At 72.7% G+C, this 12,254-nt stretch carries 9 protein-coding genes and 1 tRNA gene; 5 read left to right on the forward strand and 5 right to left on the reverse strand.

From position 1 onward, the window contains the following. Positions 1-5: 5 nt before the first annotated feature. Complete coding sequence (gene fhuF, locus ABIC70_RS18620) at positions 6-770, reverse strand: siderophore-iron reductase FhuF (RefSeq protein WP_354440517.1); 765 nt, start codon at positions 768-770, stop codon at positions 6-8. Continuing rightward, positions 767-2,011, reverse strand: a complete 1,245-nt coding sequence (locus tag ABIC70_RS18625; protein WP_075381871.1) for an MFS transporter — start codon at positions 2,009-2,011, stop codon at positions 767-769. Before ABIC70_RS18625 ends, fhuF begins: the two co-directional genes overlap by 4 nt. Positions 2,012-2,231: 220 nt before the next feature. On the opposite strand from ABIC70_RS18625, the gene ABIC70_RS18630 reads away from it, so the two are divergent. From ABIC70_RS18630 to ABIC70_RS18640, 3 genes are all read left to right on the forward strand, one after another. Next, positions 2,232-2,450: a hypothetical protein gene (locus tag ABIC70_RS18630; protein ID WP_043356299.1), complete on the forward strand. Its 219-nt coding sequence runs from the start codon at positions 2,232-2,234 to the stop codon at positions 2,448-2,450. Between the two features lie 153 nt (positions 2,451-2,603). Then, positions 2,604-5,465 carry a hybrid sensor histidine kinase/response regulator gene (locus tag ABIC70_RS18635; protein WP_354440520.1) on the forward strand — a complete coding sequence of 954 codons (2,862 nt, stop codon included), beginning with the start codon at positions 2,604-2,606 and terminating at the stop codon, positions 5,463-5,465. Between the two features lie 6 nt (positions 5,466-5,471). Next, a complete protein-coding gene (locus ABIC70_RS18640; RefSeq protein ID WP_354440522.1) occupies positions 5,472-7,235 on the forward strand; it encodes a sensor histidine kinase in 1,764 nt (587 codons plus the stop codon). 228 nt (positions 7,236-7,463) lie between these two features. Here ABIC70_RS18640 and ABIC70_RS18645 read toward each other — a convergent pair whose 3' ends face one another. The 3 genes from ABIC70_RS18645 to ABIC70_RS18655 all read right to left on the reverse strand — a co-directional run bounded on the left by ABIC70_RS18645 (position 7,464) and on the right by ABIC70_RS18655 (position 9,533). Beyond that, positions 7,464-7,853, reverse strand: a complete 390-nt coding sequence (locus tag ABIC70_RS18645; RefSeq protein ID WP_043356297.1) for a phage holin family protein — start codon at positions 7,851-7,853, stop codon at positions 7,464-7,466. 79 nt (positions 7,854-7,932) lie between these two features. After that, a complete protein-coding gene (locus tag ABIC70_RS18650; protein WP_354440524.1) occupies positions 7,933-8,355 on the reverse strand; it encodes an RNA polymerase sigma factor region1.1 domain-containing protein in 423 nt (140 codons plus the stop codon). Between the two features lie 83 nt (positions 8,356-8,438). Beyond that, positions 8,439-9,533, reverse strand: a complete 1,095-nt coding sequence (locus ABIC70_RS18655) for an acyltransferase family protein (RefSeq protein WP_354440526.1) — start codon at positions 9,531-9,533, stop codon at positions 8,439-8,441. 809 nt (positions 9,534-10,342) lie between these two features. Between ABIC70_RS18655 and ABIC70_RS18660 the strand changes: the two genes are divergently transcribed. Both ABIC70_RS18660 and ABIC70_RS18665 read left to right on the forward strand, forming a co-directional pair. Beyond that, the gene (locus ABIC70_RS18660) at positions 10,343-11,122 is read left to right on the forward strand and encodes a hypothetical protein (RefSeq protein WP_354440528.1); all 780 of its coding nucleotides are present in this window, start codon (positions 10,343-10,345) and stop codon (positions 11,120-11,122) included. A gap of 70 nt (positions 11,123-11,192) precedes the next feature. Continuing rightward, positions 11,193-11,269, forward strand: a tRNA-Arg gene (locus ABIC70_RS18665). Positions 11,270-12,254: the final 985 nt, after the last annotated feature.

Genomic DNA, 12,254 nt, shown 5'->3' on the forward strand with positions numbered 1-12,254 from the left:
TCGGATCAGCGTGGGGCGGCGCACGCGACGGGGCAGAGCGCGCCGCAGGACGGCACCCCCGGCAGGCGCTGGCGCAGGCAGCAGACGCGCCGCCGCCGGCACCCCGACGTCCCCGGACAGAGCGCCTGCGCCAGGGGGCTCCTAGCGCAGCCCGGGCCCGGACGCCATCCGAGGCAGGCCGCGACGTCGTCACAGGCGGCGGCGCAGGCGGGGGGCGCCCCGGCCCCCGCCCCGTCCCCGCCCCCGTCCCCGAGCGGGGTCCCGAGTTCCCGGGCGACGTAGTCGAGGATCACCGCCGCGTTGCCCCAGAGGATCCGGGGGGCGATGCCACATCGGGCATGGCACAGCTCCACGAACGGGCGCAGATGCGCCTCCACCAGCCCGGTGAGGCCGGGCGCCGGGCAGCCCGCGCAGCCGGACCCGTCCGCGGGCAGGCGGAAGCGGCACGGCCGCCCCGCCGCGTCGAGTTCGAGGCGCATCGCATCGAAGGCGAGCGGCAGCGGCCGGCCGAGGCGGACCAGGGCCGTCAGCGCCGGCGTCGCCAGGGCCGCGAGGTAGAACTGGCTCCAGTACGAGACCCGGATCCGCGGATCCGCGGTCTGGAACTCCGCGCCGAACCCGGCCCCGAAGGCCGCCAGCGTCGCGTCGAACACGTCCGGGTCGCGCAGGGCACCGAGGGGCACCGCCTCCGGGCCGCCGGGACCGTCCGCGACGCCGTCCCGATAGGCCGCGAGCGAGTCGGGTATCTGCGCGGCGACCTCGGCGATCATCGCGCCACCCCGTCGGCCCGCAGGGTCCGGCCCACCGCGACGGCGAGCCACGCCACCGCGGCGGCGTAGAGCGGCAGGCTGGCGGCGAAGTAGCCCGGCCAGCCGACCCAGCCGGCGAGCGCCGGAGCGGCGACCCGCAGGGGCATGGCGGCGAAGAAGGCGGCCCCGAACAGCAGCGCGTAGTCGGTGGCGGGCCTCGGCCCCTGGGCCCACCGGTAGATCATGTTGAAGACCGGCACGCCCAGGAAGCCGCCCGCGACGAAGCTGAGCACCGTGGCGGCGATTCCGAGATCCGCCATCCGGCCGGCGCAGGCGACGGCCATCAGGCCCCCTGAGGCCAGGACGCCGAGGGCGCCCGCGGCGATCAGCCGGACCGTGCCGAACCGCGCGGCCAAGCCCCCCGCCGCCAGGGCCATCACCAGGTTCACGGCCGGCAGGACGGTGCCGGTGAGCGATCCGACCTGCCCGAGCGACACGCCGAGATCGAGGAGCGCCAGGGTGTTGGGCCCGGCGACGAGATAGGAGGCGGCGAAATAGGCTCCGAGGACGAGCACGCGTCCGGCCAGGCGGCGCAGACGCGCCAGCGCGCCCGACCCGCGCTCCAGGCTTTGCCCGGCCCCGCGCAGGCGCGCCTCCCCGTAGCCGAGGATCGGCAGCAGGCAGAGGGCGTCGAGCGCCGCGCAGGCCAGGACCGCCCCGTGCCAGCCCAGGCTGTCGTAGGAGCCGACCAGCACGCCGACCCCCAGGATCCCGCCCAGGGAGGCCCCACACAGCTTGGCCGAGGCCACGTAGGCCCGCTCGTCCGCCGGGACGGTCTCGACCACCAGCGCCTCGAGGGCGATGTCCATGGTCGCCACGCAGGCGCAGGCGGCGATCGCCAGGGCGAGCAGCGCCGGGAGCGGCCAGGTCTCGCCGAAGCTCAGGGCGACCAGCAGGAGCACCGAAGCGGCCTGCGCGACCACGATCCAGCCGATCCGATGGCTGAGGAACGGCAGGCGCAGCCGGTCGAGGACGGGCGCCCACAGGAAGGTCAGCCCGACCGGCAGGTTGATCAGTTGCAGCAGGCCGACCTCGGCCAGCTCCACGCCCCGGGCCCGCAGGATCAGCGGCGCCCCGCCGGACAGGAAGCCGAGCGTGGCCCCGAAGGTCACGTACAGGCAGAAGAACGGCGCCAGCGGCCGCAGCCCGGCCAGGGCGTCGACGACCCGGGTGCCGATGGCGGGGCCGGCGGATCCGGTCACCGCGGCCCACACGCTGGTCTGAGTCCCGCGCCGTCCCGGAGGCTGCAGTTTATAATCACACTAATCTATTGATTTACCTCAGTTTTTGTTGTTTAGAGGGGGCTGGGTCTTGGATCAAGCCGGTCGGCAGATGCGGCGCGCTGTCCCCTCGCGGAGCGCATCCTGCGTTAACCTTTCGTCAACCATACCGCCGACAGAATCCCAGGCGGAGGGCACAACCATGACCCGACGCCGGGATTTCGACGCGCTGAGCGAAGCTCAGATCGCCGCGGGACGCACGCAGAAGCGCTGGGTCGAGCCGAAGGCGGGGTTCCGTCCGGCCGCGCCGCAGGCCGTGGCCGACTTGCTCGACACGATCCAGCACGTGGCCGAAGCCGCTACCGGCGAGCGCAGCTTCCTGTACCTGCGCCCGCAGGCCGGCCGCCCCCGCGGGCGCTGAGACGATCCAGCCCACGCTTCCGGCGCCCGGATCCCGCGGCGCACTGGCAAGGGCCGGCCGGTTCTGCAAAAACGCCGGTATGGCACCGCATCCCGCTCTCGAATCCGCCTGCGCGCGCGTGTCGATCGCGTCCGCCCGATCCGGCGGCGATTCATGAGTGTGGACGAGGTCGCGGATCTCCGGCAGCGCAACCGTGCGCTCGCGGACGAGGTCGAAGGCCTGCGTGCCGCCCTCGCGGCCCGGGCGGAGACAGACGCCGCGGTCGCACCGGCGGACGAGACCGCCTTCGGCCGCGCCTTCTGGCGCGCGCCCGCGCGGATCGACGCGACCCTTCCCGATCCCGACCCGGCACGGCTCGACGATGCCGAGTTCCGCAACCTCGCCGACCACCTGCCGATCCTGTGCTGGCTCGCCCGCAGCGACGGCTACCTGTTCTGGTACAACCGCCGCTGGCTCGACTATTGCGGCACCACCCAGGAGGCGATGGCGGGGTGGGGCTGGCAGGCTGTCCACGATCCCGCCGAGCTGCCGCGGGTCAAGGCGGTCTGGGCCGCTGCGATCGCCACCGGCGAACCGTTCGAGATGGTCTTCCCCCTGCGGGGCGCCGACGGCGTGTTCCGGCCCTTCCTCACCCGGATCGTGCCCCTGCGGGACGCCACCGGACGGGTGGCGCGCTGGTTCGGGGTCAATACCGAGATCGGCGCGCAGGCCCGGGCCGAGGCGGCTCTGCGCGCCTCCGAGGGCCGCCTGCGCCGGGCCCAGGAGGCCGGCGGCGTCGGCGTCTTCACCATCGACATCGCCAGCGACACCGTCCACGGGACGCCGAACTTCTTTCGCCTTTACGGGCTGCCGGAGCAGGACCGGCTCCCCGTCGACGTCATCGCCAGCCTCGTCAGCCCGGACGATGCCGGCCTGATCGCCCGGCGGGCCGACCGCGCGGCCGGCCGCGCCGCGCGGGACGTCGCCTACCGGATCCGGCGGGCCGATACCGGCGCGGAGCGCTGGATCGCCTGGCGCGGCGCGTTCGAGCGGGACGGCGCGGGGCGTGCGGTCCGGTTCGTCGGCGCGGTGCGCGACATCACCGACCACAAGGCCGCAGAGGGGCTCGCCGAGGCCAACGAGCGCGAGCTGCGCCTCATCACCGATGCGCTGCCGGTGCTGATCGCCTTCATCGGCCGGGACTACATCTACCGTTTCGCCAATGCGGCCTATCAGGACTGGTTCTTCCGCCCGGCCTCCGAGATCGTCGGCCGCGACGTGCGTGCGCTCCTGACTCCGGCGAATGCCGAGTTGCGGCGCACCTATATCGAGCGCGCGCTCGCCGGCGAGGCCGTCCTGTTCGAGGCGGCGTGGCCCCACGCGGACGGGCGCCACCGGGATGCCGAGATCCGCTATCTGCCCCGGCGCGATGCCGGCGGGGCGGTCGACGGCTTCCACGTGTTCGTCCAGGACATCACCGACCGCAAGGAGGTCGAGGCGACGCTGCTCTCCGAGGTCACGCAGCGCACCCGCGAGCGCGACCGGCTGTGGGAGACCACCAACGACCTGATGGGCACGGCGGGGCTCGACGGCTTTCTCAAGAGCGTCAACCCGGCCTGGGCGCGCATGCTCGGCTGGACCGAGGCCGAGCTCCTCGGACGCCCGTTCGCGACGTTCATCGATCCGGACGACCATGCCGAGGCCGCCGCGGTGGTCGGGCGGCTCGCCGCCGGCGAGAGGGTGACGGGCTTCGTCGACCGCGTCCTCACCCGCGCGGGCGACCGCCGGGTCGTGATGTGGACCGCGGTGCCCGAGCCCGGGGCCGGGCTGTTCTACATCGTCGGGCGGGACCTGACCGAGCAGCGCCGCGCCGAGGAACAGCTCCTGCAGGCGCAGAAGATGGAGGCGATCGGTCAGCTTACCGGCGGCATCGCCCACGACTTCAACAACCTGCTCACCGGCATCATCGGCTCCCTCGAGCTGATGCAGACCCGCATCCGGCAGGGGCGGTTCGACGCGATCGAGCGCTATGCCGGCGCCGCCATGGCATCGGCCAACCGGGCGGCGGCCCTGACCCACCGGCTGCTCGCCTTCGCCCGGCGCCAGCCCCTGGCGCCGCAGCCGACCGCCGCCAACCCGCTGATCGCCGGCATGGAGGAGCTCCTGCGCCGCACCCTGGGCGAGCGGGTGGAACTCGCCCTGGTCACGGCGGCCGACCTGTGGCTGACCCTGTGCGACCCGCACCAGCTCGAGAACGCCGTCCTCAACCTCGCCATCAACGCCCGGGACGCGATGCCGGAGGGCGGCCGCCTCGTGATCGAGACCGGAAACGCCCGCCTGGGCGACGCCGACGCAAGGCTGGAGGCCGGCGCGAGGGCGGGCTCCTACGTGAGCATCCGCGTCAGCGATACCGGGACCGGCATGAGCCCGGAGGTCGCCGCCCGGGCCTTCGATCCGTTCTTCACGACCAAGCCGCTGGGCCAGGGCACCGGCCTCGGCCTGTCGATGATCTACGGCTTCGCCCGGCAGTCCGAGGGGCATGTCCGGATCGATTCGGAGCCGGGGCGCGGCACCGCCGTCACGCTCTATCTGCCGCGCCACCGCGGCGTCGCGGAGCCCGAATCCGTGGCCTCGGATCGCACGGTGCTGCACCGGGCGGCGCGCGGCGAGACCGTGCTGGTGGTGGAGGATGAGCCGGTGGTGCGGGACCTGATCGTCGAGGTGCTGGCCGACCTCGGCTACACCGCGGTCCGGGCCGCGGACGCCCGGGCGGGGCTCGCCCTGCTGCGGGGACCGGGCCGGATCGACCTTCTGATCAGCGATGTCGGCCTACCCGGCGGCCTCGATGGCCGACAGATGGTGGAGGCGGCCCGCCCGCACCGGCCGGACCTGAAGGTCCTGTTCATCACGGGCTATGCCGAGAACGCGACCTTCGGCACCGGTCACCTGGAACCGGGGATGCAGATGATCACCAAGCCGTTCTCCGTGGAGGTGCTGGCCGCCCGGGTGCGGGCGATGATCGCCGGTCGCGACTGACCGCCGATGCCGCTCCGCGTCCCACGCCCCGCCGCGCCGCCGCCGTCGCTACCGCCGCCGCCGCCTCTCTCGCTGCCTCTGTCGCTGACGACCCGCATCCTGCTGCTCGTCCTGCTCGCCCTCGCCCCGGCGCTGGCGATCCAGGGCTACAACGAGGTCGCCCTGCGGGCGAGCCGCGACGCGGCCGTGCGGGCCGAGGCCCGCGCCATCGCGCGGGACGTCGCGGAGGATTTCGCGCAGATTTCCGAGCGGATGCAGCAGGCTCTCGACCTGATCTCCGGGGATGCCTCCGTGCAGACCCGCGACCCGGCGGCCTGCACCGCCTACCTGCGGCGCGCCGCCGCCCGGCTGCCGCACGTGCTGCTGATCGCCCTCACCGATCCCGAAGGCGCCGTGCTCTGCGACAGTGCCGGCTCCCCGGCGGGCTCCTACACGAGCCGCGACCGCGCCTATCACCGCCGCGCCCTGGAGACGGGCGGCTACGCGGTGGGCGGCTACGCGGTCGGCCTCCAGACGCGGCGGCCCTCGATCCACTTCGCCCGGGCCGTCCATGCCGGCGACGCGACGGCGGCCCCCACCGGCGTCCTCCTCGCCGCCGTCGACCTCGACTGGCTCTCCGATCATCTGGAACAGACGCTCCATCAAGCGGAGACGGCGATCACCGTCACGGACCGCGACGGCCTGATCATCGCCCGCCGTCCGGACGAGGCCGCCTGGATCGGCAAGCCGATCCCGCCCGACCAGCGCGCCATGCGGGAGATCCAGGGCAGCGAAGTCCGCGTTGCCGAGGGGCTCGACGGCCGCCTGCGGATCATCGCGGCCGCAACGCCGGACGGCCCGCTGGCGGGGGTGCGCGTCGTGGTCGGGCGCGACCATGCCGCCGCCTTCGCGGATATCGACGCCGCCACGCGCCGCGGGCTGGTGCTGATCGCGCTCGGGGCGGCGCTGGCGCTGGCCGCCGCCCTCGTGGCCGGGCGGCTCTTCATCCGCCGTCCGGTCGAGCGGCTCCTGCACATCGCGGCGGCTTGGCAGGCCGGTGATCTCGCCGCCCGCACCGGCCTGCGCGGCGCCACGGAGTTCGAACGCCTCGGCAGCAAGCTCGACGCCATGGCCGGCACCCTCCAGCGCAGCACCGCCGCGCTGCACGCGGAGATCCAGAACGGGCGCGCCCTGCAGGCGCAGCAGGGCACGATGCTGCACGAACTGAACCACCGGGTGAAGAACACCCTGGCGACCGTCCAGGCCCTCGCCCGCCAGTCCCGCGGCTCCGCGGACGTCCTGGAGGCGCGGATCCTGGCCCTGTCGAAGACCCACGACCTCCTGACCCGCGAGGACTGGAGCGGGGCGTCCCTGCGCGAGGTGCTGGAGAACGAACTCAGCCCCTACCGGACCGGCGGCGACCAGATCCGCCTGGACGGTCCGGACGTCTCGCTGAGCCCCCGCGAGGTGCTCGCGCTCGGCATGACCATCCACGAACTGACCACCAATGCCGCCAAGTACGGCGCCCTCTCGGTCCGCGAGGGCCGCGTCCGGGTGACGTGGTCGCTCGCGCCGGGCGCGCGACATCTGCGGTTCCGCTGGGAGGAGAGCGGCGGCCCGCCGGTGCAGCCGCCGACCCGGGTCGGCTTCGGGACGCGGCTGATCGCCGGCGGCGTGCGGCGCGAGCTCGCCGGCACGGTCGATCTCGCCTTCGAGCCCCAAGGCCTCCAGTGCCGGATCGACGTGCCGCTGGATCCGGGGCTCGGCACGATGCTGGCACCGACGGGCTAGAGCCCACGGGGTTCAGCAAGATTGTCTCGATACGACAGGGCGTTGAGGCGACATTCTGATTGATCGGTTCAGCACATCCGGATCAGCCGGGCGCGATGGGCCGGCTCGCTTGAACAGGATGCGGAACTAAGAAGCAGCCCCTTCGCCAGCGAAGCATCGGGCCGCTCGCGTCACGCGTGAACGGACGGGCATAGTCGCCTGACGGATAACGACCTTTCGGTCCCGGGGTCAGGTGCCGATGCGTGTAACCTCCCGGACGTCCCGCTTCACCTGCCGCCATGTCCGCCAGGGTTCCAGGTTCGAGAGCGCCATCCGGCGCACGCCCATCCAGCCGAGGCCGAGCGCGACGGCCAGGAACGGCGCGGCGACGAGCAGCGCGGCCGGCGCCTCGGCACCGAACGGCACCGCCAGCAGCTTCACCACGGCGTCGAGGCCGAGGAAGAAGGTGACGATCAGGAGCACCGGGATCGTGCCGATGATGGCGACCAGCGATACGATCGCCCGGATGTTGCCGTCGATCTCCGTCCGCGCCAGCGTCAGCAGCGCCTCCACGTGCGCGGTCCCCTCGCGCAAGGCCGCGATCAGCAGGGCGAGGGTTCCGTCCGGGGTCTGACGCATGGATACGATGGTCCTCGGGGCCGTTTCCGGCCGTCCCGGGCCAACGGGGCCGCGGGCCGAAGCGTTCCGCCCCCGACGCTCACAGCATCAGGAGCACCGCGCCGAGGATCAGCACAGTTGCGAGGCCGGCCAGGATGACCGCCCGGCTGGCATCGGCCCGGTCGTCCGGGATCGGCTCCGGCGGGGCCGCCGCAGCGGATCTGGGCGCCGCGAAGGCGGCGGCGCCGTATCCTGCCTCCGTGGCCCGGTTCGGCGGCGTGCCGGGCTCGGGTGCCGGGAGTTCCACCGCGGTCGAGACCGGCCGGTTCGCCGGGGGGCCGACGGCCTCGGGCTCGACGCTCACGCCCGCCGCCTCCAGCTCCAGCATCACCAGAACCAGGGCATCGACATCCATGCGCTCGACGGGCAGCGCGGTGCGCAGATCGTCGGCCGTGATGGCGCCCCGGCTTCGGCCGAGGGCGATCAGCCGGTCGAGCGTGCCGCGATCCAGACCCTGCGTCATGCCCCGCCCTCCCCGGCCGCGACCCGATGGTCTATCGCGAAACGCGCCCGGGCGGCCCCGGTTACCCGGCGGCGCGTCGGGCGCTAGGCGCTGAGCGCCGGACGCGCCGCCGGGATGGGGCCGGGCTCGGGGCTTGCGGCGGCGCCCGTTCCCGCGCGGAACCGGAGCATCGGCCGTTCGATCAGAAACCAGCTCAGCAGGCCGAGGGGCATGGCGGCCCCGAGCGCCAGGGCCGCGACCGCCCAGGGGGAAATGCCGGGGATCCGGGCGATCAGCAGGTTCTGCAGCGGCCAGGCGTAGAGGTAGAGCCCGTAGGACGGATCGATCTGGGCGGTGGCGCGGCTGAGGGCATTGGGACGCACCGCGAAGGCGAACCAGAAGATCAGATACCCGCCGAGGAGCGCGAAGGCCGGCTCGGCCAATGGCCGGCTGAACAGGAGCGGCACCAGCAGCAAGGCGGCGAGGCCGGCGCCGCGGCGCGTGTAGGTGATCCGGTCGGCGAAGAGCCGGAAGGCGCCGCCGCAGCAGAACACGAAGGTGAGGCGGATCATCTCCGACAGGGAGCCGAGGGCATCTCCCGGATGCCCGATGGGCAGGTAGAGCCAGCGCAGGGCGAGGAGGATGCCGAGACCCGTGAGGAGACCGAGATAGCGCCCGCGCCGGCGCAGGGCGCGGGCGGTGCCGACGAGGCCGAGCAGCAGGTAGCAGCCGAACTCGCAGGGGATCGTCCACATCGATCCGTTGAGCAGCGGATAGGGCAGCCCGGCGAAGGTGCCGGGGACCACCGGCATGAGGAGCAGCGACAGCCGCGCCAGGGCCTCCAGCGGCGAGGCCGCCGCGAGGTCGCCGCCGCCCAGGGGCGCGACCACGGCGATGCAGAGCAGGGACGCCACCACGAAGGCCGGGTAGATCCGCAGCGCCCGCCGCATCAGGTAATCCGAGAAGGAGCGCTTGGCGCGGTAGCTCGCGGTGATCAGGTAGCCGCTCACGAGAAAGAACCCGTCGACGGCGATCTCCCCGAGGGACAGGGTGCCGAAGGCCTGCGTCAGCAACTCGCGCGACCGGTTCCCGTCCACGAGTTCGGGGGCGTGGGCCAGGATCACGAGGGTCGCGAACAGGAGGCGCAGGGACCCGAAATTGTTCGCCCGCGGATCCCGGCCGCCCGTCACCTCCGCCACCGCTGTTCGCTCCCGACCCCTCTGCCCGGTGTTCAGGGGTCAAGAAGCGGCGCGCGAAGGCAAGGACGCCGGCGCCACACCGGATGGGGATCGGGCGGCGCCGCGCGATGGGACGGGCGCCGTTGCACGGGCGACGCAGTCGGATCAGGGCATGGCCGTGGCCCGGGCCCGCAGCTCAGCCGGACAGCGCGTCGCCCTCCGAAGCTGAAGGGGCCGGCCCTCCAAGGTGCTGAGGGATGCGATAGAATTCAGTCTCTGAGCCGATCGCCGAACTGCCGGTCATCGCGTGTGGCGCACCCGCGGCGCCGTTGGGCCTCATCGGGCAACTCGCCGCGACCGCCTTCCGCAGCGGGCAAGCCGCGTCTGAAAGCCGCGTCCGTCGGGCCGGGCCGGCAGTCCGGCACGATCGACGTGCGCCTTCAACGGCACTGTTCCTCCGTACACCACCCCAAGTGCCGCGCGAGATCCAGCCTGTCGGGCTCGTGTCGGGATCGACACCTCCGCTGCCGCGCGGGTGACGTCCTGGACGATCCGGCGTGCCGACGCGGGTGTGCCTTCTGTCGCCACCCGCATGGTCGTCCCAAGCGCCGCGCACGCCCGCGAGCTATCGTCGACCACGACGCGGATGCCGGAAGCGCCGTCCCTCGTCGCGCGTGTCCGGGTGAAGTCGCGGCTCCAGCGCGCGCCGCGCCTTCGTACCAACCGTTGCTCGTCCCGATCGAGGCGGAACAGCGTCTTGCGATCGAGAGGCCGCCCCGTCGACCTCGGCCCAGCCCTCGTCCCCAACCCTCCGTGCCCTCGTCGAAGCCGTGGACCGCAAAGCCGACATCGGTCTGGCTGTAGGCGCAGGTCAGGGACGCAACGCCTTCGAAACGAAACGCGCTCCCGACATCCGGCTGGTCGAAGGCGCTGAAGGCGGGCTCATCGTGATCGCGATCGTCGTGGTCCCCGGTGCCGGTTTCGGTGATGCGCCACGTGCCGCGCAGCCTGTCGTGGGCGCCGCTCCTGCGAGGACTGCATCCCGAATTCCGCGGCCGACTCCGACCACGGGGCCAACGCCCAGCCGCGAAGAGATCCGCGCCTGCGGCCGCCCGATCCGCGCCGCGATCCAGGCTGTCCTCGCCGAAGCCGTGAAGCCGTGCGAGAAGCCGGATCTCGACCGGGCCGCCAAGCGCCGCGACCGGATCGATCAGGAGCCGCTCGACGACGAAGCGACCTTCGCCAGGCTCCGTTACGGCGCGCTGTTCGAGCCCAACCGGCGCGGGCGCCGCGTCATCTTTGACGCTGGCCCGTTCTACGCAGGCTTCGGCATCGTCGTGCAACCTGATGCGGAGGCCCTCTCCTCCTGCACGGCCGCTATCTTTCGTGGGCAGCCGTTCCCGGTCCGGCATTCCCGCGCTGCTGCCCTCTGCGGCGACGCGATCCCCGGGGCGACCCTCCCCGTCTCGATCGGGACGGGAGCGCCGTTGATCGCGCTCGCCCATCGCCTGCGGCCGCGCACGCGCGGCGCGCCATGCGCCGGCTGCCCTGGCTCAACTCCGGTCAACCCGCTCCGGCGCGCGCCCGCGACGTCCCCGTCGAGGCGATGAGAGGCAGAGCGCGATCGTATCGGCGCCGTTGCGCTCCTCGCGCGCTTGGGCTAGGAAATCGCCACGGCCTGCACCCGTAGCTCAGCTGGATAGAGCGTTGCCCTCCGAAGGCAAAGGTCACACGTTCGAATCGTGTCGGGTGCGCCAACAAATCTCCTCGGAAAAACAAGGCCTTCGTGCCTTGGCGTGAGCGCCCGACAAGCTCCTCAGCAGCAGCCGGTCCCAAATCGGCCCCGGCTGTGAGGATATCCGATGCCCGCCGTCCGCAAGCGGAACGGCAAAGGGCACGCGCAGGTCCGCAGGACCGGGCATCCGTCGCGCGCTCGAAGCCAGCCTGGAGGGATGGACCCGACTCCGGCGGAGAGGGCGATCCACGGCCCCGGCGCGTTTGGGCGCCACCGGGTGCGAAGAGATGCATCCCAAAGGTAAAAGTGGTCCACACAGGCCGATTGTGGATACGGGTCCATCGAAGGGCTGCCGAGGGGCAGCCGGTCGGATCGGCCTTCGGCTTGCTGGAGGTCCGGCACGGGATCCGGTGGCAACCGTTGACGGCGGCGTCCGGCGACTGCGCAGCCGAGGCCGATTCCACGAGAGCGAAGAGAGCAGCAGCGACGAGGGTGTGGCGCCGACTTCACGGGTAGGAGCGCACCCCTCAAGGTGTCGAGATGGCTTGGTTGGATCACTCGCCCGAACGGCGCGTTGAATGAGATGATCGCTCAGCCTTCGCCGTCTTCGGACCCCGCCCGCCTCGCCCTCACGGAGTCCGCGCTCGCGGCGGCGGACGGTCTGTGGCGTGCCGAGATGCTTCGGAATTACGGGCCTGATGGAGTTCTGTCATACGCCTATGCCCCGGAGGGCCAGGGCGGACTCGGGACGCTGCTCCGGCGAACCTATGAGGCGCGTCGCATCGCAATCGCCCTGTGGCGGCAGGAGCGGCGCCGGGGCTGAGAAACGGGACGCGGTGCGAGGCGTCCGACAGGGAGGGGCTGCAGCCCGCCCATGCCCGACAGGCTCAACGCCCTGCGTGAACGCCTGAAGGCGCAGCAGCGTGCGCTCCTCCTGTGCCGATGGCCGAGCATGTGGGAGTGCCGACCGGGAGCGCCCTTCACCAGATCGCTGCACTGAAGAACGT

The organism is Methylobacterium sp. 1973, from assembly GCF_040545035.1.
In the GTDB taxonomy this organism is placed as follows: domain Bacteria; phylum Pseudomonadota; class Alphaproteobacteria; order Rhizobiales; family Beijerinckiaceae; genus Methylobacterium; species Methylobacterium fujisawaense.

Coding starts and splice junctions, on each gene's coding strand:
- fhuF (WP_354440517.1), bottom strand. CDS start 770: ATGATCGCCGAGGTCGCCGCGCAGATACCCGACTCGCTCGCGGCCTAT.
- ABIC70_RS18630 (WP_043356299.1), top strand. CDS start 2,232: ATGACCCGACGCCGGGATTTCGACGCGCTGAGCGAAGCTCAGATCGCC.
- ABIC70_RS18635 (WP_354440520.1), top strand. CDS start 2,604: ATGAGTGTGGACGAGGTCGCGGATCTCCGGCAGCGCAACCGTGCGCTC.
- ABIC70_RS18640 (WP_354440522.1), top strand. CDS start 5,472: ATGCCGCTCCGCGTCCCACGCCCCGCCGCGCCGCCGCCGTCGCTACCG.
- ABIC70_RS18645 (WP_043356297.1), bottom strand. CDS start 7,853: ATGCGTCAGACCCCGGACGGAACCCTCGCCCTGCTGATCGCGGCCTTG.
- ABIC70_RS18650 (WP_354440524.1), bottom strand. CDS start 8,355: ATGACGCAGGGTCTGGATCGCGGCACGCTCGACCGGCTGATCGCCCTC.